The sequence below is a fragment of the Streptomyces sp. NBC_01445 genome, assembly GCF_035918235.1.
Classification (GTDB): Bacteria; Actinomycetota; Actinomycetes; order Streptomycetales; family Streptomycetaceae; genus Streptomyces.
On sequence record NZ_CP109485.1, the window covers coordinates 1564419 to 1590332 of the forward strand.

Annotated in this window: 23 protein-coding genes; 5 read left to right on the forward strand and 18 right to left on the reverse strand. The window is 71.2% G+C overall.

Going from position 1 to position 25914, the window contains the following annotated elements; genetic code table 11:
• Positions 1-5: 5 nt before the first annotated feature.
• Genes OG574_RS07385 through OG574_RS07405 form a run of 5 tightly spaced genes read right to left on the reverse strand, consistent with a single transcriptional unit; the run spans position 6 to position 5788 of the window.
• The gene (locus tag OG574_RS07385; protein WP_326778394.1) at positions 6-761 is read right to left on the reverse strand and encodes an SDR family NAD(P)-dependent oxidoreductase; all 756 of its coding nucleotides are present in this window, start codon (positions 759-761) and stop codon (positions 6-8) included.
• A gap of 14 nt (positions 762-775) precedes the next feature.
• A complete protein-coding gene (locus OG574_RS07390) occupies positions 776-2131 on the reverse strand; it encodes an L-fuconate dehydratase (protein ID WP_326772441.1) in 1356 nt (451 codons plus the stop codon).
• A gap of 27 nt (positions 2132-2158) precedes the next feature.
• Positions 2159-3193 carry an ABC transporter permease gene (locus OG574_RS07395; RefSeq protein WP_326772442.1) on the reverse strand — a complete coding sequence of 345 codons (1035 nt, stop codon included), beginning with the start codon at positions 3191-3193 and terminating at the stop codon, positions 2159-2161.
• Positions 3186-4715: a sugar ABC transporter ATP-binding protein gene (locus OG574_RS07400; protein ID WP_326772443.1), complete on the reverse strand. Its 1530-nt coding sequence runs from the start codon at positions 4713-4715 to the stop codon at positions 3186-3188. Before OG574_RS07400 ends, OG574_RS07395 begins: the two co-directional genes overlap by 8 nt.
• The gene (locus tag OG574_RS07405) at positions 4712-5788 is read right to left on the reverse strand and encodes a sugar ABC transporter substrate-binding protein (RefSeq protein WP_100592964.1); all 1077 of its coding nucleotides are present in this window, start codon (positions 5786-5788) and stop codon (positions 4712-4714) included. The genes OG574_RS07400 and OG574_RS07405 overlap by 4 nt, the downstream gene beginning before the upstream one ends.
• A gap of 179 nt (positions 5789-5967) precedes the next feature.
• On the opposite strand from OG574_RS07405, the gene OG574_RS07410 reads away from it, so the two are divergent.
• Complete coding sequence (locus OG574_RS07410; protein ID WP_326772444.1) at positions 5968-6678, forward strand: FadR/GntR family transcriptional regulator; 711 nt, start codon at positions 5968-5970, stop codon at positions 6676-6678.
• Positions 6679-6700: 22 nt separating this feature from the next.
• Here the strand turns inward: OG574_RS07410 and OG574_RS07415 are convergent, their stop codons facing one another.
• Positions 6701-7393: a TetR/AcrR family transcriptional regulator gene (locus OG574_RS07415; protein WP_326772445.1), complete on the reverse strand. Its 693-nt coding sequence runs from the start codon at positions 7391-7393 to the stop codon at positions 6701-6703.
• A 119-nt stretch (positions 7394-7512) separates the two neighbouring features.
• On the opposite strand from OG574_RS07415, the gene OG574_RS07420 reads away from it, so the two are divergent.
• Both OG574_RS07420 and OG574_RS07425 read left to right on the forward strand, forming a co-directional pair.
• The gene (locus OG574_RS07420; RefSeq protein ID WP_326772446.1) at positions 7513-8991 is read left to right on the forward strand and encodes an APC family permease; all 1479 of its coding nucleotides are present in this window, start codon (positions 7513-7515) and stop codon (positions 8989-8991) included.
• Positions 8992-9036: 45 nt separating this feature from the next.
• A complete protein-coding gene (locus tag OG574_RS07425; RefSeq protein ID WP_326772447.1) occupies positions 9037-10689 on the forward strand; it encodes an amidohydrolase in 1653 nt (550 codons plus the stop codon).
• A gap of 7 nt (positions 10690-10696) precedes the next feature.
• On the opposite strand, the gene OG574_RS07430 is transcribed toward OG574_RS07425, so the two are convergent.
• The 10 genes from OG574_RS07430 to crcB (OG574_RS07475) form a co-directional block, all read right to left on the reverse strand.
• Complete coding sequence (locus OG574_RS07430; protein WP_442816796.1) at positions 10697-11650, reverse strand: formylglycine-generating enzyme family protein; 954 nt, start codon at positions 11648-11650, stop codon at positions 10697-10699.
• Positions 11651-11748: 98 nt separating this feature from the next.
• On the reverse strand, positions 11749-13314 hold the full coding sequence (locus OG574_RS07435) for an alpha-L-fucosidase (protein ID WP_326772448.1): 1566 nt from the start codon (positions 13312-13314) through the stop codon (positions 11749-11751).
• Between the two features lie 33 nt (positions 13315-13347).
• Positions 13348-15234: a family 20 glycosylhydrolase gene (locus OG574_RS07440; protein ID WP_326772449.1), complete on the reverse strand. Its 1887-nt coding sequence runs from the start codon at positions 15232-15234 to the stop codon at positions 13348-13350.
• Between the two features lie 181 nt (positions 15235-15415).
• Positions 15416-17779 carry an alpha-L-fucosidase gene (locus tag OG574_RS07445; RefSeq protein WP_326772450.1) on the reverse strand — a complete coding sequence of 788 codons (2364 nt, stop codon included), beginning with the start codon at positions 17777-17779 and terminating at the stop codon, positions 15416-15418.
• 247 nt (positions 17780-18026) lie between these two features.
• Positions 18027-18506 (reverse strand): GNAT family N-acetyltransferase, encoded by a 480-nt coding sequence (locus OG574_RS07450; RefSeq protein WP_326772451.1) that lies wholly within the window; start codon positions 18504-18506, stop codon positions 18027-18029.
• A gap of 53 nt (positions 18507-18559) precedes the next feature.
• Complete coding sequence (locus OG574_RS07455) at positions 18560-18733, reverse strand: hypothetical protein (protein WP_100592955.1); 174 nt, start codon at positions 18731-18733, stop codon at positions 18560-18562.
• 320 nt (positions 18734-19053) lie between these two features.
• Complete coding sequence (locus OG574_RS07460; RefSeq protein WP_100592954.1) at positions 19054-19830, reverse strand: DUF4142 domain-containing protein; 777 nt, start codon at positions 19828-19830, stop codon at positions 19054-19056.
• A 109-nt stretch (positions 19831-19939) separates the two neighbouring features.
• A complete protein-coding gene (gene crcB / locus OG574_RS07465) occupies positions 19940-20320 on the reverse strand; it encodes a fluoride efflux transporter CrcB (RefSeq protein WP_326772452.1) in 381 nt (126 codons plus the stop codon).
• A complete protein-coding gene (locus OG574_RS07470) occupies positions 20317-20673 on the reverse strand; it encodes a DUF190 domain-containing protein (protein ID WP_326772453.1) in 357 nt (118 codons plus the stop codon). Before OG574_RS07470 ends, crcB (OG574_RS07465) begins: the two co-directional genes overlap by 4 nt.
• Entirely contained in the window at positions 20670-21155 is a 486-nt protein-coding gene (crcB, locus tag OG574_RS07475) for a fluoride efflux transporter CrcB (protein WP_326772454.1), read from the reverse strand. Before crcB (OG574_RS07475) ends, OG574_RS07470 begins: the two co-directional genes overlap by 4 nt.
• 172 nt (positions 21156-21327) lie before the next feature.
• Between crcB (OG574_RS07475) and OG574_RS07480 the strand changes: the two genes are divergently transcribed.
• Positions 21328-21909: an inositol oxygenase family protein gene (locus tag OG574_RS07480; protein ID WP_326772455.1), complete on the forward strand. Its 582-nt coding sequence runs from the start codon at positions 21328-21330 to the stop codon at positions 21907-21909.
• Positions 21910-21948: 39 nt separating this feature from the next.
• Positions 21949-22770, forward strand: coding sequence for an SDR family oxidoreductase (locus OG574_RS07485; protein WP_326772456.1), 822 nt, complete (start codon positions 21949-21951; stop codon positions 22768-22770).
• 4 nt (positions 22771-22774) lie between these two features.
• Here the strand turns inward: OG574_RS07485 and OG574_RS07490 are convergent, their stop codons facing one another.
• Positions 22775-24286, reverse strand: a complete 1512-nt coding sequence (locus tag OG574_RS07490; RefSeq protein WP_326772457.1) for an SDR family NAD(P)-dependent oxidoreductase — start codon at positions 24284-24286, stop codon at positions 22775-22777.
• A gap of 218 nt (positions 24287-24504) precedes the next feature.
• Positions 24505-25911 (reverse strand): wax ester/triacylglycerol synthase family O-acyltransferase, encoded by a 1407-nt coding sequence (locus OG574_RS07495; protein WP_326772458.1) that lies wholly within the window; start codon positions 25909-25911, stop codon positions 24505-24507.
• Positions 25912-25914: the final 3 nt, after the last annotated feature.

Here is a 25914-nt window from a genome sequence, read left to right on the forward strand (position 1 = left end):
GGCGGTCACTGGCCCGCGGGGCGCAGGCGCAGGCCCTGCATGCCGCCGTCGACGGCCAGGGCGGTGCCGGTGGTGGCGCCGGACAGTGGGCTCGCCAAGTACGCGACGGCGCCCGCGACTTCGGCGGCAGAGACGAGGCGGCCGGTGGGCTGACGGGACGCGAGGGCCGCGCGCTCGGCGGCCGGGTCGGGAGCGGCGGACAGCAGCCGGCCGACCCATGGAGTGTCCACGGTCCCCGGGTTGACGCAGTTGACGCGTACCCCTTCGCGGACGTGGTCGGCGGCCATGGCGAGCGTCAGGGAGTACACGGCGCCCTTCGACGCCGAGTACAGGGCGCGCTGCGGGAGGCCGGCCGTCGCGGCGATGGAGCAGGTGTTGACGATCGCCGCGTGCGACGACTCCCGAAGGTGGGGCAGGGCGGCGCGCGTCGTGCGGACGATGCCGAGGACGTTGACGTCGAGGACGCGGTGCCACTGGTCGTCGTCGTTGTCCTCGACGGTGCCCTGGGCGCCGATGCCCGCGTTGTTGACGAGGACGTCGAGGCCGCCGAGGTCCGCCACGGCGGCGACCACGGCGGCGCGCACGGAGGCGTCGTCGCTGACGTCGGCGGTGTAGCCGCGCAGCGGCTTGTCGACGCTGCCCGGGTCGAGGTCGAGCACGGCGACGCTCGCGCCGCGGGCGGCGAGGAGTTCGGCGGTGGCCCGGCCGATCCCGGACGCTCCGCCGGTGACGAGGGCCTTGAGCCCCGCGAGGTCCTGCACGTCGCTGGCGTCGGTCATGCCGCTGCACCCTTCTGGTCGGTGGCGCCCTGCCGGGCGAGGTCGGCGGCCCAGAAGGCGCCGTCGGGGTAGGTGTACTCCGCGATGGACTCGGGCCGCATCGCGGCGGAGAAGCCGGGCGCCGTGGGCGCCGTGTAGTGGCCGTCGCGGATCACGACGGGGTCGATGAAGTGGCCGTGCAGATGGTCGACGTACTCGATGACGCGGTCCTGCGTGGTGCCCGCGAGGGCGACGTAGTCGAACATCGAGAGGTGCTGGACGAGTTCGCACAGGCCGACACCGCCCGCGTGCGGGCACACGGGGACACCGAACTTGGCGGCGAGCAGCAGGATGGCGAGGTTCTCGTTGACGCCGCCGACGCGCGCCGCGTCGATCTGGAGGATGTCGATGGCGCCGGCCTGGAGGAGCTGCTTGAAGATGATGCGGTTCTGGACGTGCTCGCCGGTGGCGACCTTCACGGGCGCGACGGCCCTGCGGATCGCTGCGTGGCCGAGGACGTCGTCGGGGCTGGTCGGCTCCTCCACCCAGTACGGGTCGAACTCGGCGAGCGCCCTGGTCCACTCGATGGCCTCGCCGACGTTCCACCGCTGGTTGGCGTCGATCGCCATCCGGATGTCCGGGCCGATCACCGCGCGGGCGGCGCGGCAGCGCCGGATGTCGTCGGCGAGGTCGGCGCCGACCTTCAGCTTGATCTGCCGGAAGCCGTCGGCGACGGCCTGCCGGGCGAGTCGGCCGAGCTTCTCGTCGGAGTAGCCGAGCCAGCCGGGCGAGGTGGTGTAGCCGGGGAAGCCGCGCTCGCGCAGGGCGCTCTCGCGGTCCGCCGCGCCCACGCGGCCCGATCTGAGGAGCGCGAGGGCGTCGTCGGGGGTGAGCGCGTCGGCGATGTAGCGGAAGTCGATCTGCGAGACGAGCCACTCGGGCGTCGCGTCGGCCAGGAACTGCCACAGCGGCTTGCGGGCGCGCTTGGCCGCCAGGTCCCACACGGCGTTGACGACGGCACCGATCGCCATGTGCATCACGCCCTTCTCGGGGCCGAGCCAGCGGAGCTGGCTGTCACCGATCAGGTCGCGGTTCAACGTCCCAGGGTCGGCACACAGTTCGTCGACCCCCCGGCCGACGACATGGTGCCGCAGGGCGTCGATCGCGGCGACCTGGACATCGTTGCCACGACCGATGGTGAACGTGAATCCGTGCCCCTCGACTCCGTCGGCGGCGTCGGTGCGGAGCACGACGTAGGCGGCGGAGTAGTCGGGGTCCGGGTTCATGGCGTCGGATCCGTCCAGCTCCCTGGAAGTGGGGAACCGGATGTCGAAAGTGTCAACCGCGATGATTCGGGCGGCAGTTGGAGACACGGGTGGCCTTTCTTGCTGAGGCGGGGGTCAGTCCTGGGCGCGGCCGGTCGTCACCCGGGCGATCATCAGGGCGAGGAGGATGATGCCGCCGTAGATGGCCTGGATCCAGAACGACGGAACCTGGGCGAGGGTCAGCAGGTTCTGGACGACGCCGAGCAGCAGGACGCCGGTGAGAGCGCCGAACATGGTGCCCTTGCCGCCGTCGAGGCTGATGCCGCCGATGACCGCCGCCGCGAACACGGTGAAGATCATGTTGTTGCCCTGGTTGGCGCTGATCGCGCCGACGTAGCCGGTCTGCATGATCCCGCCGACCGAGGCGAGGACGCCCGCGATGACGAACACGCCGAGCATCACGCGCTCGACGCGGATTCCCGCCGCGCGGGCGGCGTCGGCGTTGCCGCCGATCGCGTACAGGGCGCGTCCGATCCGGTGGTACTTCAGGATGAGGCCCACCACGCCGAAGGCGATCGCGGCCAGCCACACCGACATCGGGATCCTCAGGAACGTCGTGGTCGCGAGGGAGAAGAACGCGTCGGGCATGCCGAACAGCGTCTTGCCCTTGGTCGCGCCGACGAGCAGTCCGCGCAGGACGATCAGCATCGCCAGCGTCACGATGAAGGCGTTGAGCTTGAACTTCACGACGAGGATGCCGTTGAAGGCCCCGATCGCCGCGCCCACGACCAGGATCGCGAGCAGCGCGAGCACGGTCGGGAACTCGGTGCCGAATCCGGACTGGGAGACCGGTAGGACGAGCAGGGCGCCGACGGCGGGCGCGATGCCGACCACCGACTCCAGGGAGAGGTCGAACTTGCCCGTGATCAGGACGAGCGATTCGGCGAGCACCACCATCGCGAGGGCCGCGGAGGCCCCGAGGATGGAGATGAGGTTGCGCTCGGTGAGGAACGAGTCGTTGACGACCGCTCCGAGCACCATGAGCAGCAACAGGGCCGGGACCAGGGCCAGTTCGCGAGCCCGACGCAGCAGTACGGCCTTGGCAGGCCCCTTTCCGGGCGCTCCGATCTTTGTCGTGGTCAAGGCCGACGGGGCCTTCGTGTCAGCCATGGTCCACTCCTTCGATGGAGGCGATCAGCTCGTGGTCGTTCCAGCCGGCCGCGTGCTCGGCGACGACCTTCCCGTGGAAGAGGACGAGGACCCGGTCGCAGCGGCGCAGGTCGTCGAGCTCGTCGGAGACGACGAGGACCGCCGTGCCGTCCTCGCGGGCGCTGTCCATGCGGGACAGCAGGGACTCCTTGGACTTCACATCGACGCCCGCGGTGGGGTTGATGAGGACGAGAAGGCGGGGGTCGGAGGCGAGGGCGCGGGCCATGACGACCTTCTGGGCGTTGCCGCCGGAGAGGTCGGACACGGGCTGGTCGGGGCCCTCCGCGTGGATGTCGAGGCGGTCGATCAGGTCGGCGGCGAAGCGGCGCTTGCGGTCGGTGCCGACGAAGCCGTAGCGGCCGAGGCGCCCGAGAACGCTCATCGTGGCGTTGTCGCCGATGGTCATGCCGGTGACGAGCCCCTGCTCGTGCCGGTCGCGCGGCACGCAGCCGACGCCCGCGGCGAGCGCTGCACTCACATCTCCGAACGGCAGCTTCTTGCCGTCCAGTTGGGCCGTTCCGGCGGTCGGCGAGTGCAGTCCGGCGAACGCCTCGGCGAGCTGGATCTTGCCGCTGCCGCTGGAGCCCGCGAGCCCGACGACCTCTCCGCTGCGGACGGTCAGGTCGACGTCGTGGTACGCCTCCGAGGTGAGCCCGCGCGCGTCGAGGAGGACGGTGGCGTCGGGCTCGTGCTCCACGGCGGCGCGGGCCGCCGCGCGCTCCTCTGCGATGACCTCGCCGGCCATCGCCTCCACCAGTGCGGCGCGCGGCAGTTCCGCGACGGGCGCCGTGGTGATCCAGCGGGCGTCGCGCAGCACGGTGACCGTCTGGCAGACCTCGTACACCTCCTGGAGGTGGTGCGAGATGAACAGGAAGGTGACGCCGGACTCCTGGAGCGCACGCATGCGCGTGAAGAGACGCTCGATCTCCCGGTTGTCGAGCTGCGCGGTGGGCTCGTCGAGGACGATGAAGCGGGCACCGCCGCTCAACGCCCTTGCGATCTCCACCATTTGGCGGTCCTCGACCTTGAGGTCGGCGGTGCGGGCGTCGGGGTCGACGTGGATGTCCCAGGTGTCGAGGACCTGCGCGGCCTCCTCCTGGAGCTTGCGCCAGGAGAAGAAGCCGCGGCGGCTGCCGGGCTGCCGGTTGATGAAGAGGTTCTCGGCGACCGTCAGTTCGGGCACGACGGTCGGCTTCTGGTAGACGCAGGCGACCTTGGCGCGCCAGGCGTCGCGGTCACTGAGCGGGGGCGCGGGCTCGCCGTCGAACAGGAGGGTGCCCGCGTCCGGTGCCTGGAGGCCGGTGAGGACCGTGACCAGGGTGGACTTGCCGGCGCCGTTGCGGCCCACGAGGGCGTGGGACTCGCCCTGCAGGACGGTCAGGCGACCGTCCTGCAGGGCGACCGTGGGACCGTACCGCTTGGCGATGCCCGACGCCTCGACCAGCGGCCTGACCGCCGGCGTGGTTGTCGTCGAGGTGCTCATTTGACCGTGTTTCCCCAGAGCTTCGGGTCGTCGACGTTGTCCTTGGTGACGAGCGGCGCGGGCAGCTGGTCCTCGAGGATGCCGCTGGGCAGTTTGACGATCTCCGAGTCGTGGTCGGTGGGACCGGGCTTGAACGTCTTCCCCTGCATCGCCGCCTTGATGTAGTACATGCCGTACTTGGCGTAGGCGTCGGCGGGCTGGGAGACGGTCGCGTCGATCTGGCCCTTGCGGATCGCGGCGAACTCCTGCGGGATGCCGTCGTTCGAGACGATCGTGATGTGGCCCTTCTCGCCGGTCTTCTTCAGCAGGCCCTTGGACTTGAGGGTCTGCAGGGTGGGCGCGAGGTAGACGCCGCCCGCCTGCATGTAGATGCCCTTGATGTCCGGGTTGGCGTTGAGGAGGGTGTCCAGCTTGGACGCGGCGGTGTCGGACTCCCACTTGGCGGGGATCTCCAGGACCTTGAGGTCCGGGTACTTCTTCTTGACGCAGTCGCGGAAGGCCTGCGAGCGCTCGCGGCCGTTCACGGAGGCGAGGTCACCCATGATCTGGACGACCTTGCCGGTCTTGACCTGCTGACCGAGGTACTCGCAGGCCTTCTCGCCGTACGCGACGTTGTTGGCGCGTACGACCATGGCGACCTTGCCCTTCTCGGGCGCGACGTCCACGGCGACGACGGGGACGCCCTTGCGTTCGGCCTGGTCGAGGCCGGCTGAGATCGCGGCGCTGTCGAGGGGCGCGACGACGAGGCCCTTGACGCCTTGGTTGAGCTGGTTGTTGATGTCCGTGATCTGCTGCGAGGGGTCACTGTTGGAGTTGACGGTCTTGAGCGCGTCCACGCTCTCGGACTTCGCCATCTTCGGCACGTAGTCGTTGTACGACTGCCAGAACGGCGAGGTGAGCAGCGGCAGGATGACCCCGACCTTGCCCTTTCCGTCGCCGCCGCCCTTGCCGCCGGAGGCGACGTCGTCCTTCGTGCTGCCGCACGCGGTGAGCACCAGGGCGGCGCAAGCGGCGACCGCCGCCGCGCCGACGATCCGCGACCTGTTCCGCTTGCGCACTGTTCTGCCGGCCATCTGACGGCTCCTCATCGAGCGAGATCGAGCGACTTCTGGTACCTGATGGCGGAAATATTTATCAGACCACTTGGCGGCCACAACACCCCTCGTCGCCAACTTTTCCGTGTTTCAAGCCGTAGTGGTCGGACCACATCTCTGGCTAGACTGCGGCGGACCCGGCATATTGAGGAGCGTCCGTGGAACAGACCGCCCCGCAGAAGGGCACCGTGACGCAGCGGGCCATCGAGCAGATCAAGGCGATGATCGGCGAGGGACTGCTCGAGCCGGGCCAGCGGCTGCCGACGGAGCGCGATCTGGCCACCCAGCTCGGCATCTCGCGCAGCTCGATGCGGGAGGCGATCAGGGCGCTCACGGTCCTCGGCGTCCTGGAGGCGCGGCACGGATCGGGTATCTACGTCACGCAGTTGAACGCCGGGGACCTCCTGGAGACGTTCGGCGTCGTCGCCGATCTCTCGCGCGGCGCCCGTCTCGTGGAGCTGATGGAGGTGCGCCGCGTGCTCGAGTCGACGGCGACGGCGCTGGCGGCCGCGCGCATCACGCCGGAGCAACTCGCCGAGGTGGAGCTGCACTTGGCGGCGATGGCGGCGACGGACGACCCCGAGGAGATCCTCTCCCACGACCTCGCGTTCCACCGGGTGATCGCCACGGCCGCGGGCAACGACACGATGGCCGCGATCCTGGAGGGGCTGTCGTCACGGACGTTCCGCGCCCGAGTGTGGCGCGGCTACCAGGAAGAGGGCGCCTTCGAGCGCACGGGCCGCGAGCACGCCCGTATCCACCGCGCGCTGGTCGCCCGCGATCCGGAGGCGGCGCGCGCCGCGGCGGCGGCCCATGTGGGCGAGGTCGAGGCCTGGATGCGCAGCCAGCTCGACGCCGAACCGTCCTGACCACGCCCCGCTCGAAGGAGGGTCAGCGTGGCGCCTGGGCCGCGAGCGCCGAGAGCAGCAGTTCCAGCGCCGTCCCGAAGGAGCTCTCCGCCATGAGGGGCAAGTGCTCGCGGACAGCGGCCAGTTGGGGGTGCGTGTCCGCCGGAAGTGACTGGTACGTGTCCGTCCAGGCGCTGTGGTCCTGGGCTCGCCGCTCGGGCGGCAGCGCCAGATGGGAGGCGTCCAGGGCCGCGTGCCCGAGCGCCGTGTCGACGAACGCGGCGTAGTACCGCACCGCTGTGGCGTCGTCGAAGCCCGCGCTCCGCAGCCGCCCGATACCCGTCTCCACGGCCCGGACCTCGTTGATCCGGCGGGTCACCCGGTACGCGGCCATCGCGGCGATCCGGGGGTGTTCGCTGTAGGCGCGGTGGATCCGGAGCCCCATGTTCCGCAGGTCCTCGACCCAGTCGTCGCCGGGCGCGAACCCGGCCATGCTCTCGCCGATGATCCGGTCGGCGACGGCAAGGAGCAGGTCGTCCGTGTTGTGGAAGTAGCGGTAGACCGCGCTCGGGTCGCAGCCGAGCGCGGCACCCAGCCTGCGCACGCTCAGCGCGTCGGGCCCGTGCTGCGCGACCAGGCGCAGGGCGCAGTCGACGATCAGGTCACCGGAGAGCAGCACCCCCGACTTGGTCGGCTTGCGGCGCCGCCGCTCCACCGGAATCCGCCCTTCGGTCATACCGAATCCCCTTCCGTCCGCGCCGCCCGTTCCCCTTATGTCAACACCATTGACGCAACATTGACAAGGCCTGTTTGATCGCACCCTCCCTCCCCTCCTCCGGTTTCAGGAGTGTCCGAATGAGCAGCGAACCCCCTGGCCTGCGCCGTTCCCTCGGTGTCGTCGACGGCGTCGCCATCGCCGCGTCCAGCACCGCCGCCACCACCAGCATCGGGATCGGCATGGGCGCGCTCGCCGCGACGGTGGGCCTCCAGGCCCCGGCGATCCTGCTCGTGGCGTTCCTGCCGATCCTCGGCATCGCCTCCGCGTACGCCCGCCTCAACCGCTCCGAGCCGAACATGGGCAGCGGCTATGTGTGGGTCGGCAAGACTCTGGGCCCGTGGCCCGGCTTCATCACGGGCTGGGTCACCCTGGTCGGCACGGTGATCTTCATGGCGTACACGAGCGCCGTCACCGGGTCGGTCTTCCTCCAGTTCGCGAACAAGGCCGGCTGGCACCGCGCCCTCGGCCTCACGCTCGACCCGAACTCGACCGCTCTGAGCACGGTGGTCGGCCTCGTGGTCCTGGCCGTCGTGACGTACACGGCGATCACCGGGGTCCGCAAGGCCACCCGGCTGCAGACGTGGCTGCTCGTCTTCGAGTACGCGGTCCTGCTCGCGTTCTGCGGCTGGGCCCTCATCTCGGGCGGCCACGCCTTCCAGTGGTCGTGGCTGAACCCCTTCGCGATCCACGACGGCACGGCGTTCGCGCAGGGCCTCGTCCTCGCGGTGTTCTTCTTCTGGGGCTGGGACGCCGCGTTCAGCGTCACCGAGGAGACGAAGAACGTGCGGGACGCCGGCCGGGGCGGCTTCATCGCGCTGTTCACGATGCTCGCGATGTTCCTCTACGGTGCCGTGGCCTTCCAGCGCGAGATGAGCCTGCCCGAGCTGATCGCCCAGGGCCCGCAGGGCCTCACGTATCTCGGCGCGAAGCTCGCCGACGAGCCGTGGGCGACGCTGCCGCTGCTCGCGCTGATGTTCTCCGCGGTGGCCTCGCTCCAGTCGAGCGTCATCCCGACGGCGCGCGGCCTCCTCGCCATGGGCCGCGACCGCACGATGGGCCAGGTGTGGACCCGCGTCAGCCCGCGTTACGGGTCCCCGGCCCTGGGCACCGTCCTCATCATGTCGATCTCCGCCGGCGTCTCCGTGCTCGCACTGGCCATCCCCAAGCTGAACGAGATGATCCTCGCCGCCGTCAACTCCATCGGCCTGGTCGTCGCCCTGTACTACGGCCTGACGGCGCTCGCCTGCGCGGTCCGCTTCCGCGCCGCCCTGCGCGGTCCGCTGTCCGGAGCCCTGCGCGCGGTCGTGGCGCCCACGGTCAGCGGCGTCGCGCTCCTCGGCATCGGCGCCTATCTCGCCCGCTCGTACGTGACGATGAGCGACCACTTCGAACTCAGCCCGGACAACGGGTGGTTCATGCTGTCGGTACCGCTCGCCATCGTCGCGTCCGGCCTGGTGATGGCCGCTTACGCCAAGTACGTGCGCCGCTCCCCGTACTTCGTCACGGGCGGCGGCACCGCGCCCGAGACGGCCCCCCTGACCCCCGAACATTCCTGACCAGCACCAACCGACCCGTCCCCGCACCCCAAGGAGTCACGTCCCATGCCCGACACCGCCCCCGCCGATCTCGTCTTCACCGGCGGCCCGGTCCACACCCTCTCCCCCGCCCGGTCGCGCGCGACCTCGGTGGCCGTCCGCGGCGAGCGGATCGTCGCCGTGGGCCACGACGAGGTATGCGAACTCATCGGCCCGGCCACCGAAGTGGTGGACCTGAAGGGCAAGTTGCTCATCCCCGGGTTCCAGGACGCGCACGCGCATCCGGTCGGCGGCGGCATGGAGCTCGGCCAGTGCGACCTGAGCGGCGCGACGACCCTCGACGAGTACCGGAGCCGTATCGCCGCATACGCGCGGGCGCACCCCGACATGGAGTGGATCACCGGCGGCGGCTGGTCGATGGAGGCGTTTCCCGGCGGCCTGCCCACGGCCGCCGAGCTCGACGCCCTCGTGCCCGACCGCCCGGCCTACCTCGTCAACCGCGACCACCACGGCGCCTGGGTCAACTCCCGTGCCCTTCAGGCCGCCGGGATCGACGCCCGCATGGCCGACCCGTCCGACGGCCGCATCGAGCGCGACGCCGGCGGGGCGCCGACCGGCATGCTCCAGGAGGGCGCGGCGAACCTGATCGGACGGCTGCTGCCGCCCGTCACCCTGGAGCAGAGGATCACGGGCCTGCTGCGGGCCCAGGAGCTGATGCACTCCCTCGGCGTCACCGCGTGGCAGGACGCCCTCCTCGGCGAGCACGCCAACCTCACCGACCCCACCGACGCGTATCTCACGACCGCCGGGGACGGGCGCCTCACCGCGCGGGTCGTCGGCTCGCTGTGGTGGGACCGCGCACGCGGCACCGAGCAGATCGACGAGCTGGTGGCGCGGCGCGCGGCCGGCACGCGCGGGCGGCTGCGCTGCACGACGGTGAAGATCATGCAGGACGGCGTGGCCGAGAACGGCACGGCGGCCCTCCTCGGCCCCTACCTGGACGGCTGCGGCTGCGCCTCCGACAACAGCGGCATCAGCTTCGTCCCGCCGCTCGACCTGCAGAAGTACGTGACCGAGCTGGACGCGCGCGGCTTCCAGGTGCACTTCCACGCCCTCGGCGACCGGGCCGTGCGCGAGGCGCTCGACGCGGTCGAGGCGGCGCGCCGCGCCAACGGGCGCACCGACACCCGCCCGCACCTCGCCCATCTCCAGGTGGTGCACCCCGACGACATCGGCCGGTTCAGGGAGCTGGGCGCGACGGCGAACATGCAGGCGCTGTGGGCGGCGCACGAGCCGCAGATGGACGAGCTGACGATCCCGTTCCTCGGTCCCGAGCGCAGCGCGTGGCAGTACCCGTTCGGTGATCTCCAGCGTGCGGGGGCGACGCTCGCGGCGGGCAGTGACTGGCCGGTGAGCAGCCCGGACCCGATCGAGGCCATCCATGTCGCGGTCAACCGCGTCCTGCCCGACGCGGCGCCCGGCACCCCGGTGTTCCTGCCGGAGCAGCGGATCGGCCTGGACGCGGCGCTCACGGCGTACACGGCGGGCAGCGCATACGTGAACCACCTGGACGACGTCACCGGCTCGATCACGCCGGGGCGCCTCGCCGACCTGGTGGTCCTCGACCGCGACCCGTTCGCGGCGCCCACTCAGGAGATCGGAGCGACGCGCGTCCTGGAGACGTTCGTCGGGGGCGAGCGGGTGTACGCCGCCGGGTGACGCGCCGCTACATGTCCGCCGCGCACCGGAATCCGCAGTTCCCGCTGCTGGAGTCCGGTGTGTTGGCGGTGCGCGCGGCCACGCGGTAGCGATTGCAGTACGAGTCGTGGCACATGTAGGAGCCGCCGCGCATCACGCGGGTGTCGCCCTCGGCGGGGCCTCGCGGATCAGTGAGCGGGGCCGCCGGGTGGTCGGTGGTGAAGCGGTCGGCGACCCACTCCCACACGTTGCCGACGGTGTTGTGGAGGCCGTACGCGTTGGGCCGGTAAGCGTCGACGGGGGCCGTGCCGGTGTGCCCGTCCTCGCCCGTGTTCACGACGGGGAACTCGCCCTGCCAGATGTTGCAGCGCCAGTGGCCGCGCGGGGTCAGCTCGTCGCCCCACGGGTAGCGGGCCTGGTCGAGGCCGCCGCGGGCCGCGTACTCCCACTCCGCCTCGGTGGGCAGCCGCTTCCCGGCCCAGGCGGCGTAGGCGCTCGCGTCGTCCCAGCTGACGTGGATCACGGGGTGCCGCGACCGGTCCCCGATCCCGGACCCGGGGCCCTCCGGAGCGCGCCAGGTCGCCCCCTCTACGCCCCGCCACCAGGGGGTGCCGGCGGGGGCGGGCGTCGCGCGGGCGAGGCGGGGGTCGAGGAACCCGGCGAAGACGTACGACCAGCCGAACTGCTCGGCGGCGGTGACGAAGCCGGTGTCCTTGACGAAGGTGGCGAACTGGGCGTTGGTGACGGCGTGTTCGTCGATCCGGAAGGCACCGACGGTGACCTCACGGACCGGTCCCTCGCCGTCGCCGGGGTTGGCGCGGTCGTCCTCGTTGCCCATGCGGAACGTGCCGCCGGGCAGGGTCGCCATGCCCTTTCCCGAGGCGCGACGGGCCGTCGGGGCGAGGCGCACGGGCTGCGACTCGCCGCCGCCTTCACGGCGCGCGGCGCAGCAGGCCTTCGGGGTCACGTCTTCCGCAGTCATGGTTCCGCCTCGTACACACACTGGACCGATTGCGGCCGATCCTCGCACGCGTGGGGTGGCCCGCGCCCGGCGGGCCACCCCACGCCCCGTCTCCCGGCTCAGACCCGGGAGCGGTAGAGCCCGAACCGTGCGATGTGCGGGCCGGTGCGGGTCTGCGTGATCCGCAGGCGCCACTCGCGGGCCGTCACCGGCGCCGGCAGGACCAGGACGCGGCTGGCGCCGATCGTGCCTGCCCGCGCCACCTCGGTCCAGGCGCCGCCGGACTTCGCCTCCACGACGAACTGCTCCACCTGCTGCCCGTGCCGGATGTCCTCGGCGAGCCGGATCCGGTCGACCTCCCTGGCCGTGCGCAGATCGACGGTACGGATGCCCTCGCCGTCGTCGCGCACGCGGGCGCCGTCCGCCAGGTCCTCGGGCAGTTCGCGGTCGATGCGCTCGCGGAACTCCTTGAGCCGTGCCACGTCCGCCGCGGGCAGCAGGCCGTCCGTGTCCGGCGGGATGTTGAGCAGGAGCACGGAGTTGCGGCCCACCGACCGGAACCAGATATCGGCCAACTGGTCGACGCTCTTGGGCTGTTGGTCCGCGTGGTAGAACCAGCCGGGCCTGATGGACACGTCGCACTCGGCGGGCCACCACTGGAGGTACTGGGCCACGGAGCGGGACTGCGCGAGCGCGTCACGGCTGCCCTGGTCCGGCGCGTCGTACCGCAGGGCGTAGTCGACGCTTCCGTTGCCCGAGTCCTTGACCGGGACGACGCTCCACTCGTCCTCGCGCGCCAGTCCGCCCTCGTTGCCCACCCAGCGCACGTCGGGTCCGCGCACGGCCATGGTGGCGCCGGGGGCGAGCGCGCGGATCACCGCGTACCAGCTGTCCCAGTCGTACGTCTCGACCTTCTCCGGCGGGATGCGGCCCTGCGCGCCGTCGAACCACACCTCGTCGACGGGCCCGTACTCGGTGAGCACCTCGTAGAGCTGGTTGAGCATGTGGGCGCCGTAGTCGGTCGCGTCGAGCGTGAACGTGCGCGGGCTGTCACCGGCCCGGTCGTCGCCGTCGACGAGTGTGGGGATGGTGCGGGCGGAACGCTTGCTGCCGTTGGCGTAGACGCCGTCGAGGTACTGGTTCTCGTCGGCGGGCGAGATGTAGACACCGACCTTGATCCCGTACTTGCGCATGGAGCCGGCGAAGGAGCGCAGCACGTCGCCCTGTCCTCCGCGCCAACTGCTCGACGCGACACTGTGTCTGGTGTAGCGGGACGGGTAGAGGACGAACCCGTCGTGGTGCTTGACCGTGAGGATGGCGAGCTTGAAGCCGCCGTCGCGCAGGGCGCGTGCCCACTGATCGGTGTCGAGCCCGGTCGGCTGGAAGACATTGGGGTCCTCGTCGCCGGTGCCCCATTCGAGGCCGGTGAAGGTGTTCACGCCGAAGTGCAGGAAGGCGGTCTTCTCCAGTCCCTGCCAGGCGATCTGACGCTTCGTCGGGCGGACCCGGGAGGCCTTGGCGACCAGTTCCTCCGGGGAGTCCGCGGAGCTGATGGGGATGCGGTAGTGGGGTTCTTCCGCCGTGGTGCGGGTCGCTGCCGGGGCGGCCAGGGCGAGGGAGTTGCTCGACGCGGCCACGGCCGTGGTCACGGCGGCGGCCATGAAGAGTCGTCTGCTGACGGTCATCTGCGGGTGGGATCCCTTCGGGACAGCGCCGGTTCAGCGCTGGGTCAGCGTCCAGATGGTCGGGGTCTGCTGGTCGGGCGGGTTCTGCACGAGACGTCCGTCGGACGTCGCGTCGAGCGTCATGCGCGTGACGGCGTTGGTGAGCACGTAGCCGCCGCCGGCGCGGGACACCTGCCAGCGCTGAAGGGTGCTCTTCGCGTCGCAGGTCTCCTGCGTGACCGCCGAACCGGGCTGCAGCGGCACGTTGAGGGTGAGCCTACCGCTGCGGGTCTCCAGGCAGCTCCCGGTCGCGGTGGACTTGAGGGTGAGATAGCCGTCCGGGGTGCGGGTGAGCTCGAAGCCGGCCGCCTGAGTGTGGTGGCGCGTGTCGGCGAGGGTGTACGTGCCGTCGGCGACGGGCGGCCGTGTCAGGTCGCGCTGTCCCGGTGCCCGGCCGACGGCCTCGGCCCGTGCGGTGAAGCCGGCGTACGTCGCGTCGGGGTGCGGGTCGCCCCATGTCGCCTGCGCGATGTGGCTCAGGGGCAGCCGGGCCGCACCGGCGACCTCGTTCTCCGTCTCGCCCCGCCCGTTGTCGGGCCACAGGCTGATCTTGGCGCCGGTGATGCCGTCGCGGGAGGCGAGCTTCTCGCCCTCGAAGCTGCGCGGATCCCACTGCTCGTCGTAGAGCTTCTGCGTGTCGGTGTGGAAGCCGCCGCGCACGAGGTAGAGGGCGTAGGCGGCGTTCATCACGGGGTAGCCCTGTGCGATCAGCTCGCTGGGCTTCACCTTGACGCCGAGCCAGTGCTCGATGGTCGTGCCGGCCGTCACCGGGACGGTGTTGGCGCCGGTCAGGCCGTCGTTCCAGATGCGCAGCCGCTTGCCCTTGCTCGCGGCGTACGCATCGACACGGTTGACGAAGTCGATGAACGCGTCCTGGGGCGTGGCGTTCTCGCCGTACTTCTTCTTCGCGTACGCGTCGATCTGCGGGTACTTGGCGAAGTCCGAACCGAGCATGTACTCGTCGGCGCCCATGTGCCACCACTTGGCGGGGAACACCTCGCCGTACTCGTCGATGAGGCTCTTGTAGTAGTCAAAGGCCGCGGGTGCGGTGATGTCGAGGCGGGACGGCTGCGGCTTGCCGTCGGAGTCGGTGAGCTGGAGGTCGGGGCGGTTCTCGATCCAAGGGTCCATGTGACCCGGGGAGTTGATCTCCGGAACGATGGTGACGTGGTACTTCTCGCCGAGCGCGACGAGGCGGCGGATCTCGCTCTTGGTGTAGTAACCCCAGGTGTTGGCCTCAGGGTGCCGGTCGCTCTTCACCTTCAGCTCGACGAGCAGCTGGTTGAGCTTGTGGTACGCCATGTCGCGCACCAGGTTCTCCATCCAGTCCGTGGAGATGTGCACGTAGCAGGCGCAGACGCCGACGCCGCGTTCCTTGTACCGGGGCACGTCGACGGTGCGTCCGGCCGGCACCTGGTCGCCCTGGGCGAGCAGCTGGAGGAGGGTGCGGGTGCCGTAGAAGGCTCCGGCCTCGGCCGCTCCGGTGATCTCGAGTCGCTGTGCGGCGCGGAGTTCGTAGCCCTCGGCGCCCAGGGATCCGCTCCGTGACGGCTCCACATCGACCACGATGTCGCCGGCACGGGACGGACCGCCGGTGACCGGCACGGTGCCCTTGCCCGCGGCGTGCAGATCATCGGCGAGGGTGGCGGCGACGCGGCGCGAGGCGGCGTCGTGCGCGACCAGGCGGGCGCCGGGACCGTAGGAGTAAGTACCTTGCCCTGGCGTCCAGTTGGTGAGGCTCGGCAGGGTCCGGGGCATAGGGTCCTGGGGTGCCGCCCGCGCCAGGGGGGCCGGTGCCGCAAGCAGGAGGAACGCCGCTACGGTGCCGATCAGTCGGTGTCTGCGCCGCCGGGGCGCGATCTTGGAGCTCGGATCCGTCATGAGGTCCGATGATTCAAGCCCTCCGGAGAGGGTGTCAATGGATCGTTCCCTGCAATCACTTGGACATCTCGCAAAACTCATCGGATGAATCAGAGGACTGAGCTACCGAACGCACGACGGGCGGCGGACGGACCCCCGACCCGCCCGCCGCCGCTCCTTCACGGGTTCACCCCGTCGCGTCTCAGCCCTTCCACTCCACCTTGAACACCCACACGTGCTCGCCCGCCGCGCGTGCCGCCGCCGGCACGTCCACGACGAACGACCCGCCCGTGGTACGCCAGTTCAGCGGACGGTCGTAGCCGAGCATCATGACCTTGTCCCCGGCCCTGACCGGCACCGCGGCCTCGACCGTGAGTGTCGCGCCCGGCTCGGCGAGCGAGTGGATGTAGAACGCCTTGTTCGGCCTGACCGTGAACCGCAGGTCCTCGCCGAGTTGCGCCATCCGCGACCAGTACGTGGTGTCGTAGATGGCCTCGCCGTTGATCTTGAGCCAGTGGCCCGTCTCGCGCAGCCGGGTCTGCATGATCTCCGGGATGGTGCCGTCGGCGCGCGGCCCGATGTCGAGGAGGAAGTTGCCGTTCTTCGACACGATGTCGACGAGGCTGTGCACGACCTCCTCGGTCGTCATGTAGCGGTCGTCGGGCGTCTCGGCGTTGTAGCCGTAGCTGTACGGGTCGAGGCCGCGGCTCGACTCCCACTTGGCGACGACGGTGTTGTCGTACGTCGTGTACTCGGGCGTCGTGAAGTCGTGGAAGCCGATCCCGGAGCGGTTGTTGACGGCGACCTCGTACGGCTTCGGGCGGTTCTTGCCGTGGTTGAAGAACTCGGCGAGGACGTTGTGCGAGTCGTTGACGCCGCCGATGTCGCACCACAGGAGCTGCGGGTCGTAGTCGTGGATCAGTTCCAGCATCTGCGGGGCCTGGAAGCCCTTCACGTAGTCCTTGCCGGACGTGTAGCCGGTGTAGGGGACGGGCTCCAGGGTGTACGGGTTGCGCGGGGCGTGCCCCATCCACGGGTTGTCCGGGTTGAACCACTCGGGCATCGAGAAGTACAGGCCGCGGTGCAGCTCGGGCGTGTAGCGGCGGGACGCGTCGAAGAGCTCCTTGATGATGTCCCGCTTGGGGCCCATCTTCACGGAGTTGCGGTCCGACAGCTTGGTGTCCCAGAGGGCGAAGCCCTCGTGGTGCTTGGACGTGAGGACGTGGTACTGGGCGCCCGCGTCCCGGAACAGCTCGACCCACGCGCGCGGGTCCCACTTCTTCGCGGTGAACATCGGGATGAAGTCGTCGTACGCGAAGTCCTCGCCGTACGTGGCCTTGTGGTGGGCGTACGTCGGGTTGTTCGGGTCCTGCATCTGGTCCCAGTACCACTCGGCGTACTGCTTGCCGACCGGCGCCCACGCGGGCACGGAGTAGACGCCCCAGTGGATGAAGATGCCGAACTTCGCGGAGTGGAACCAGTACGGGGCCTGGTGTCCGGAGAGCGACGCATCGGTCGGCTGGTAGTCGGGGACGCCGAGCGTGAGTTTCCTGGTGCTGGCGGCGGCCTGGTGTCCGCGCCCGGTGGCGACGACCTTGCCGTCCTGGACCGTGCCGGGCGCTGTGCCCGCGCGGTTGCGGATGCCGACGCGGACGCGGGCCTGCTCACCGGGGGCGAGGCGGGTGACGCGGGCGGGCTCGACGGTGCGCGCGCCGGGCACGTCGACGCTGACGGTGAGGGCGTCGGCGGTGACGATGCCGACGGTGCCCGCGTTCACGACGGTCGCCTCGACGCTCTGCGCGCCGGTGGACTCCAGGAGCGAGAACGTGGAGTGCGCGTCGCGCAGCGCCAGCGCCCGGCCCTGCGCGGCCGGCTGGAGCGAGAGCGCGAAGACGTGCAGTGCGGTCTTGTTCGCCTCGGCCGGGTTCAGCTTCGGCAGCGTGATCGCGACGGCCTCGCGCTGCGCGTCGAGGGGGATCTCGCTGGTACCTATGCCTACGCGGGCGGTGTCCTTCGTGCCGTCCGGCTTGTAGCGGTAGGCGGCGGAGAGCGGACCGCCTGCCGCGTACCAGTCGGCGCCGCCGAGTCCGGCGCTCGCGGTGGAGCCGTCGGCGTAGTGGACGGTGGCGCTGCCGGACGCGTTGCCGTAGCTGCCCGCGGTGAGGAACAGGGCGGACAGATAGCGGCCCTTGGGCAGCTCGACGCGCTGGCCCATGGCCACGACATTGTTCTTCGCGCCCGCCGCCGACGACGGGAAGACGTAGGCGATCCCGTCGACTTGGACAGGCCCCGCGGGGAGTTCCTCGCCGGGGAAGGTGTAGCCGCTGCCGTCGAAGTCGCCTCCGCGGGCGTCCGCGGTGTCGACACCGTCGTTGTCGAAGAGGGCGTCGAGCGGAACGGGCACCGGGTCGGGGACGGGCCCCCAGACGGCGTCCGCGGACGCGGTCCGGGCGGTGGCCGTCGCGTCGGACGCGGCGGCCGGTCCGGCGGCGGCGAGCGGTACCGCGGCCGCGGCTGCTACGGCCGCGGCCGTCCCGAGGACCTGGCGTCTTGGGTACGAACTCATACTCAGCACTCCCTGATGCGGCTCAAGGCTGGGCATTCATCGGAGGTCTGATGATGGTAGGGGTCCGTGGGCGCGTCAATGGGCCGCGCAGAGGCGGGAGTTGAGAGAGTGATCCGATGACCGCTCATCGACGTCGGGCCGTCAGCGGGCATCCGCATTGAATGTCCGAAAACGGCCGTCTGTCAGCGGGTGCGAAGAAGGCGCGAAGCCGGTCTCCGGGGACCTGGCGCCGTCGGGGGCCGGCGCGTCACAGCGCGCGGTACATGATGTGCAGCCCCACCCGGCCGTGCCGGGCGTGCTCGTACGCGTCCGGGACCGTGCCCAGGATCGTGAAACCGAGGGAGGTCCAGAGGCCGACGGCGGGGTTGGTCTCGACGACCGCGTTGAACACCATGGCACGGTAGCCGTCGGCCTTCGCGCGCTCCAGTACGTGCTCGGCGAGGGCGCGGCCGATGCCGCGGCCGCCCTGGGTGGGGTCGACCATGAAGCCCGCGTTCGCGATGCCGGCGGCGGGACCGCCGTAGTTCGGCGCGACGTAGGCCGAGCCGACGACAACGCCGTCCGCCTCGGCCACGTACACGCGCTTACCCGGACCCATCCACAGGGTCCGGGCCAGCGCCTCGGGGGTGTCCGGGTCCCAGGCGTACGTCTCGCGGGATCCGACGATCTGCCGCCAGAACGGCCAGATCTGCGCCCAGTCCTTGTCCTCTGCGTCCCTGATCAGCATGTACGTGAGTCTGGCACGCGGCCGGTCGGAGGCGGTTACGGGGCTGGGGCCGGTCAGTCCACGCTCGGCAGGATGTGGGGCTCCGCGAGGTCGTCCTCGTAGCCCGCGAGCCTGATCGGGGCCGAGCGGGCCCACACGTCGAGGCTGCCCAGCTTCTCGGGCCGCCGCCCCGCGCGCTCCGTGCGTTCTCGGGGGCGCTGCTCGCGATTCGTCTTCTCTGGTGTCACCGCGCACTCCTTGTGTGTCGGGTAACCCTGTCCGGCGCGCCCCGCCCGGCGTTCCCGTCGGGCGTCCGGCGCCCGGTCGGGCTGGTTTCGATACCGGTTCGGGCGCGGTGGCGCCGGTTTCCTGCTTGGGCGGCCCGGGATCGGGCCGTCCCGCGACGAACCACGGGTGCTGGTAGGACCACGTTGTGCTGTCCGTCGGCTAGAGACAGAGTACCCATATGAGCAGGACCCCGCTCGATGGGGCCGAAACCAGGGAGACGGCCGGGGGTCGCCGGGGATTCATTCGGCCACCGGCGACCTCACACCCGACTGGGTGACGACTACGTGGGGTCCGGCCGGTCCGTGTTGATCGATCGCCCCGGATCGTCGGTCGGCTCCGCCGACGGCTGGGACGTCACATACGGCGAACCGGAGGGCTCGGCGGGGGGCGGAGCGGGCGGCAGCACGCCTCCCGGGGGCGGCGGTCCGGTGGGGCTGGCGGTGGCGGTGCCCGCGGCCTCGTTCGCGATGGCGTCGAAGTCCACGTCGCCCGTGTTCTCCAGCATGGTGATGTGGTCGAGGACGGTCTGGTTGGCGTCGGTGGCGAGCTCGCGGACGAGGGTGTTGCGGGTGGTGTGGCGGACCTGGGCGATCAGCGCGAAGACCTTGCCGTGGGAGTCGCGCAGCAGGTTGGCGAACTTGTTCTCGTAGTCCTTGCCGCTCGCGGCGGTCAGCTGGTTGAGCCAGCCCTGCTGCTGCGGGTTGGGCTGGTTCGGCAGCTCGACGCCGAGCCGGCCCGCGACCGAGCGGACGCGCTTGTCGAGGTCGGTGTGGCCGACGACGAGGTGGTCGCCCGCCATCCTGATCGCCTGCGTCGGCGCCCGCTCCATGGCCTGCTGGCCGGCCGGTATCTCCCAGAGCCCGGCGAGCCGCACCTTGACCAGGAAGTCCCGGTCGGTGGCCGACAGGGGACCCCATTGGGTGGCCACGCTGCCCGCGTTCAGATTGGCCGCCCCGGTGCCCGAGCGGTCGGCGTACGACCAGATCGGAAAGGCGAGCGCGCCCAGGGTGGCGACCAGGGCGGCGAAGATGAGCGCGGTCCCGTTGATGCGTCGCAAGCAATCCTCCCGATACCGGCGTCAACTCGCCTCGGGGGCGAGCTACTTGTTGGTACGGGAGGGTACGGACGTGACAGGCGGGGCGTTCAGGGTTTCGCGCCCCATTTTTTTAGGCCTGCCCCCAGAGGGCGTCGGCGAGCGCGACTCCCGCGAAGGCGGCGCCAAGGCCGACGGCGAGACTCGCGACCACGTTGGCCACGGCGAAGAGCCGCGCCCCGTCCTCCCCGAGCCGGAGCGTCTCGTACGAGAACGTCGAGTACGTCGTCAGGGCCCCGCACAGGCCCGTGCCGATGAGCAGCTGCACCTGCGACGAGGCGGCGCCCGCGGCGACGGCGCCGGTCAGCAGGCCGAGCACGAGGCTGCCGCAGGCGTTCACCGTGAACGTCCCCCACGGGAAGACGCTGTCGTGGCGGGTCTGCACGGCCCGGTCGGTGAGATAGCGCAGCGGTGCGCCGACCATCGCGCCGGCGATCACGAGGAGCCAGTTCACGCCCGCGTTCCGCCGTTCTCCAGGCCCACGTACCGGATGACCTCGCAGTCGTCGAGGACGACCAGGCCCTGTGACACCAGCTCGTCCAGCTCCGGCAGGAACGCCCTGACCCGTTCCTCGGTGTCGACGATCACGACGGCCATGGGCAGGTCCTCGCTGAGCGAGAGCAGCCGCGAGGTGTGGATCAGGGACGACGCCCCGAACCCCTCGATGCCGCGGAAGACGCTCGCCCCCGCGAGGCCCGCCTTGTGCGCCCGGTGCACGATCTCGCTGTACAGAGGCTTGCGGCGCCAGGTGTGGTTCTCACCGACGAAGACCGTCAGTCGCAGGGCACGGCCGGTCAGTCGCGTCATCGCTTCCTCCACACCAGTACGCGGCGCGTCAGCGCCACCCCGAGCCCGACCGCGGCGAGCGCCGCCAGGAGCGTCGCCGCGAGATAGACCAGGCCCGTACGGACCCGGCCGGCGTCCACCAGCTGCTGGATGTCCACCGCGTACGTGGAGAACGTGGTGAAGCCGCCCAGGACGCCGGTGCCGAAGAACGGCCGCACCAGGCGGTGCGCCGCCCACACATCGCTGATGATCACCATGAACACGCCGATCACGAAACAGCCGAGCGCGTTCACCCACATCGTCGTCCACGGGAAGGCGCCGGGCGAGGTGGGCCACAGGAGCGCGGCGCCGTAGCGGGCGCAGGCACCCACGGCGCCGCCGAGCGAGACGACCGCCACGATCGGGCCCTGTACCCGCAGGGCCGCGCGCCGCCGGGCCGGCACGCGCGGGCCGAGGTCCGGATCACTAGGTTCGTCCGCCGCCGGGGACTGCCCGCCTGTCATCCGTGCCCGTCTCCTCCTCGGCCCAGTGCCGCGCGCCGGCAGTGAAGATCACCGTCCGCGGTCAGCTTATAGCCGGTCCGGACGCGCCGTTAATGTCCTGTTGTCCCCGGCGAAAGATGGCCATGGTGTCCTGCCGGAACACCGGCTTACGGGTCCCAGGGAGGAGTCACACATGACACGGGTCGAGCTGCGCAGCGTCGACGAGCTGATGGATCTTCTGCACGCCTGCCGCGGCGCGTGGGACACCCCCGACCGCAGCGGCGACCCCGTCGACCTGCACGACCACGCGCTGCAGACCGCCGCGCTCCTGCGCCGCGGCCACCCCAGCGACAAGGAGCTCCAGCTCGCGGGGCTCGTCCACGACATAGGCCACCTGCTGCGCCCGGGCGACGACGCGGGCCACGCCGACACGGCGGCGGCCGCCGTGCGGGGGCTGCTCGGGGAGCGGGTCGCCCGTCTTGTGCAGCTGCACGTCCCGGCCAAGCGCTACCTGGCGACATCGGATCCGGCGCGCGGCCTCTCGCCGCAGAGCGCGCTGACGCTGGAGACGCAGGGCGGGCCGATGTCGCCCGAGGAGGCGGCGGTGTTCGCCCATGACCCGCTGGCCGACGATGCGGTGACGCTGCGTCAGGCGGACGACGCGGGCAAGGTCGTGGGCCTCGACGCGGGGGTCATGGAGGACTGGCGGCCCGTGGTGGAGCTGGTCGCGCAGGGGTTCCATTCCACCAACTTCACACCATCGCTACGTAGTTGACATGTCGGACTGACGCCCCGTCATGAGACCGTACGCCCCATGACTTCGGAGCTCTCGCTGGAAGGCAGGGTGGCCGTCGTGACCGGGGGGTCGCGGGGCATCGGCCGGGCCGTCGCCGTGGCGCTCGCGGCGGCCGGGGCGCGGGTGTGTGTGACGGCGCGCGATCCGGACGGGGTCCGTGAGACCGTCGCCGCGCTGACGGAGAGCGGCGCCGAAGCCACGGGACTGGCGGGGTCCGTCGCCGACCCCGCGCATCTGTGGGAACTGACGGAGCGGGCCCTCGACGCGTTCGGCCGGCTCGACATCCTGGTGAACAACGCCGCGACCAATGAACCGTACGGACCGCTGATGGAGGCGGATCCGGAGGTCTGGCGCGAGGCGTTCACAGTCAACGTGGAGGCGCCGCTGCGGCTCGTGCAGTGCGCCTGGCGGGCCTGGATGTCGGAGCACGGCGGGGCCGTGGTGAACATCTGCACCGAGGGCGCCGGACACGTCGGCCCGCGCGTGGGCGCCTACGGGACGAGCAAGGCGGCGCTGCTGCATCTGACGCAGCAACTCGCGGGCGAACTGGCTCCGTTGGTGCGGGTCAACTCCGTATCGCCCGGGCTCGTGCGCACGGAGATGGCGCGCTTCGTGTGGGAGCACGCCGAGGAGTCCGTGGCGGCGGGGCTGCCGCTGGGCCGGATCGGGGAGCCGCAGGACGTGGCCCGGGCGGTGCGCTGGCTGGTGTCGGACGAGGCGGCCTGGGTGACGGGCGCCGACCTCCTGGTGGACGGCGGAACCCGGGTCAGGGCCGCGTCGCCGGACCTGACCGATTCCGTCCACCAGCAGCTCCGCCACCGGCTGCCGGACACTCGCTAGGGCACTACCACTTGCCGGGCGCGTAGTCCTTCATGAAGACGCCGTACAGGTCTTCGCCGGCCTCGCCCCGGACGACCGGGTCGTAGACGCGGGCCGCGCCGTCGATCAGGTCGAGGGGGGCGTGGAAGCCCTCGTCGGCGAGGCGCAGCTTGTCGTAGTGCGGGCGCTCGTCGGTGATCCAGCCCGTGTCGACCGAGGTCATGAGGATGCCGTCGGTCTGGAACATCTCCTGGGCGCTGGTCCGCGTCACCATGTTCATGGCGGCCTTCGCGGCGTTCGTGTTCGGGTGCCCCGCGCCCTTGTAGCCGCGGCCGAAGACGCCCTCCATCGCCGAGACGTTCACGACGTACGCGCGTCCGCTGGACGCCTTCTTCGCGGCGTCGGCCATCGCCGGGCGCAGCGCGCTGATCAGGATGAACGGCGCCGTGTAGTTGCACAGCTGGGTCTCGAGGAGCTCCACCGGGGAGATCTGCTCGATCGTCTGCACCCACGTGTTGCTGTCGACGACGTCGGGGACGAGGCCGCCCGCGTCGATGGCGCTGCCGTCGCGATGCCGGGCGACGCTTGCGTTGCCGGCGACCAGGGCGAGATCGGCCACCTTCTGGGCGTCCAGGCCGGAGATACCGGCGGGCAGCGCGGTCAGACCGTCGACCGCGCCGGAGTTGAACGCGCCGATGACGTGGTGGGCGGGGAGCTCACCGGCCGGCAGCGGGGCGCTCTCGCCCTCGACGAGGGCCGCGTACGCGGAGGGCAGCCGGCGTACGGTCTGCGTCGCGTTGTTGATGAGGATGTCCAGCGGGCCCTGCTCGGCGACCTGCTCGGCAAGCGCCACGGCCTGGGCCGGGTCCCGCAGGTCGATGCCGACGACCTCCAGGCGGTCCATCCAGTCCGCCGAGTCGTCCATCGCCTTGAAGCGGCGGATGGCGTCCTTGGGGAAGCGCGTCGTGATCGTCGTGTGCGCGCCGTCACGCAGCAGGCGCAGCGCGATGTACATGCCGATCTTGGCGCGGCCGCCGGTGAGCAGGGCGCGCTTGCCGGAGAGGTCGGCGCGGATGTCGCGCTTGGCGCGGTTCACGGCGGCGCACTCGGGACAGAGCTGGTGGTAGAAGTAGTCGACTTCCACGTACCGGGCCTTGCAGGTGTAGCAGGAGCGGGGACGCTGGAGTATCCCCGCCAGCTTGCCCTCCTCGACCTGCGAGGACGGCAGAAGGCCCTCGGTCTCGTCGTCGATGCGCTCGGCGGAGCCGGTCGCGGTCGCCTCGGTGACGGCCTTGTCGTGGGCGGTCTTCGCGGCGCGGCGCTCCTGGCGGCGGCGCTGCTTCACGGTCCGGTAGACACCGGCCGTGGCGCGCCTGACCTGGATCGCGTCGGGGTGGTCCACATCCAGCTTGTCGAGTTCGTCGAGCACGCTCAGGCAGACGGCAAGCCGCTCGGGGTCGATCCCGGGGCCGAACGACTCCTGCGACACCACCATGGCTTCGGTGGCGCCCGTCGGGCTGTCCTCTGTCATCGTCATCGCCGCTGCGTTCCTCGCGTCACTCGGACCGCGGCGTGCTGTGAGTGACCGCGGATACTCCCAAAAGGCGGAACCTTACAACCTGCTGTCGACATTCCGCCAAGTGGGCAGTTTATCCCGCTCCCGGGCCCTCCCGGGAACGCCGGTCCTTGACCTTGATCCCGTACGGCCGTAGGGCGCGGCCCGCCCCCTCCCCCGTCAGGACGGACCGCCCCCCGTCAGGCCGTCCCCCGCACCGTCTCGCACACGCGCACCAGGGCCGCGAGTTCCTCGCGGATGCCGGTCGCGAGTACGTCCAGGTCGGGGACCGCGGCCGCGTCGGCGACCAGGCCGTAGTGGACACGCCCCCGGTACGTGGACACCGCGACCGCGAGGGACTGTCCCTGGGCCAGTGGCGCGAGGGGGTAGACCTCGGTGAGCGGGCAGCCGCCGAGCCGCAGGCCGAGGCTCGGCAGCGGCACGCTCGTGACGAGGATGTCGAACAGGAGCCGGGCCGCCTGGGCGACGACGGGCCCGCCGATCATGTGACCGAGCGGCGGCACATGGTCCGCGAGCAGGGCCACGGCGCCGGCGCCGCGCTGCGGGCCCGCGTCCTTGTTGTGGTCCATGGCCGTACGGACCGCGCGCAGCCGGGCGAGCGGGTCCCGCTCGTCGACCGGCAGCTTCACCAGGTAGCCGGAGAGCCGGTTGCCCTGGGGGTGGGCCGTGCGAGGGCGGCGCCGCGAGACGGGGATCAGGGCCCGCGGACGTACCCCTTCGCTGCCGTTGCCGCGCTCGTCGAGCCAGCGCCGCAGGGCCCCGGCGACGACGGCGATGAGGACGTCGTTGACGGTGCCGCCGACCGTCTTGCGGACCCGGTGCACATCGTCGAGTTCGAGGACGACGCCCTCGGTGCTGCGGGTGCCCGTGGCGTTCGAGGAGAAGGCGGGCGAGGTGTGCACGTCCCAGGTGGCGCGGACGACGGAGGTGCCGATGTCGAGCGCCGTGACGGCACTGGAGGCGCCCTCCCGGAGGAGGCCGGGCAGCTTGCGCGGGTCGAGGTCGCCGAGCCGCAGGTCGCGCATGCCGGGGAACGGCAGCCGGAACCCGCGGGGCGCCGCGACGGCGGGCGCCGTCCGCGAGACGGGCAGGTCCATCGGGTCCATCACCCCGGCGGCGAGCGTCAGCGCCCGCAGCCCGTCGGCCAGCGCGTGGTGGAACTTGAACAGGACGGCGAACGAGGTACCGTCCGCGCCCGGCAGGACATGTGCCTCCCACGGGGGCCTCGCCCGGTCGAGCGGCCGCTCCATCAGGGCGCCGGCCGCGGCGTGGAAGTCCGCGGTGGGCTCGCCCAGCCGTACGTGGTCGAGCGGGTCGAAGTCGGATACGGGCACGCGTGCCGCGCCGCCGACGGGGATCCGTACCCCCTGGATGCGCATGCGCAGGCCGGGGACCGCGGGGGCGCGGGCGGCGAGCAGCTCCACCGCGTGCTGGACGTCGCCCGGCGAGCCCGCGGCGAACACCCCCAACGCGCCCAGGTGCATCGGGTGTTCGGCGGACTCGATGTTCCAGAAGGCCAGGTCGAGTGGCGCGAGGAGGTCCGGGCTCGGCGCGGGCCGAGAGTGCTGGGACTGCTGAGAGTTCACGGA

What these genes read in the sequence shown, in the direction of transcription:
- OG574_RS07395 (WP_326772442.1), bottom strand. Translation starts at nt 3,193, where the DNA reads ATGGCTGACACGAAGGCCCCGTCGGCCTTGACCACGACAAAGATCGGA.
- OG574_RS07400 (WP_326772443.1), bottom strand. Translation starts at nt 4,715, where the DNA reads ATGAGCACCTCGACGACAACCACGCCGGCGGTCAGGCCGCTGGTCGAG.
- OG574_RS07405 (WP_100592964.1), bottom strand. Translation starts at nt 5,788, where the DNA reads ATGGCCGGCAGAACAGTGCGCAAGCGGAACAGGTCGCGGATCGTCGGC.
- OG574_RS07415 (WP_326772445.1), bottom strand. Translation starts at nt 7,393, where the DNA reads ATGACCGAAGGGCGGATTCCGGTGGAGCGGCGGCGCCGCAAGCCGACC.
- OG574_RS07420 (WP_326772446.1), top strand. Translation starts at nt 7,513, where the DNA reads ATGAGCAGCGAACCCCCTGGCCTGCGCCGTTCCCTCGGTGTCGTCGAC.
- OG574_RS07425 (WP_326772447.1), top strand. Translation starts at nt 9,037, where the DNA reads ATGCCCGACACCGCCCCCGCCGATCTCGTCTTCACCGGCGGCCCGGTC.
- OG574_RS07430 (WP_442816796.1), bottom strand. Translation starts at nt 11,650, where the DNA reads ATGACTGCGGAAGACGTGACCCCGAAGGCCTGCTGCGCCGCGCGCCGT.
- OG574_RS07435 (WP_326772448.1), bottom strand. Translation starts at nt 13,314, where the DNA reads ATGACCGTCAGCAGACGACTCTTCATGGCCGCCGCCGTGACCACGGCC.
- OG574_RS07440 (WP_326772449.1), bottom strand. Translation starts at nt 15,234, where the DNA reads ATGACGGATCCGAGCTCCAAGATCGCGCCCCGGCGGCGCAGACACCGA.
- OG574_RS07445 (WP_326772450.1), bottom strand. Translation starts at nt 17,779, where the DNA reads ATGAGTTCGTACCCAAGACGCCAGGTCCTCGGGACGGCCGCGGCCGTA.
- OG574_RS07450 (WP_326772451.1), bottom strand. Translation starts at nt 18,506, where the DNA reads ATGCTGATCAGGGACGCAGAGGACAAGGACTGGGCGCAGATCTGGCCG.
- OG574_RS07470 (WP_326772453.1), bottom strand. Translation starts at nt 20,673, where the DNA reads ATGACGCGACTGACCGGCCGTGCCCTGCGACTGACGGTCTTCGTCGGT.
- crcB (WP_326772454.1), bottom strand. Translation starts at nt 21,155, where the DNA reads ATGACAGGCGGGCAGTCCCCGGCGGCGGACGAACCTAGTGATCCGGAC.
- OG574_RS07480 (WP_326772455.1), top strand. Translation starts at nt 21,328, where the DNA reads ATGACACGGGTCGAGCTGCGCAGCGTCGACGAGCTGATGGATCTTCTG.
- OG574_RS07485 (WP_326772456.1), top strand. Translation starts at nt 21,949, where the DNA reads ATGACTTCGGAGCTCTCGCTGGAAGGCAGGGTGGCCGTCGTGACCGGG.
- OG574_RS07490 (WP_326772457.1), bottom strand. Translation starts at nt 24,286, where the DNA reads ATGACGATGACAGAGGACAGCCCGACGGGCGCCACCGAAGCCATGGTG.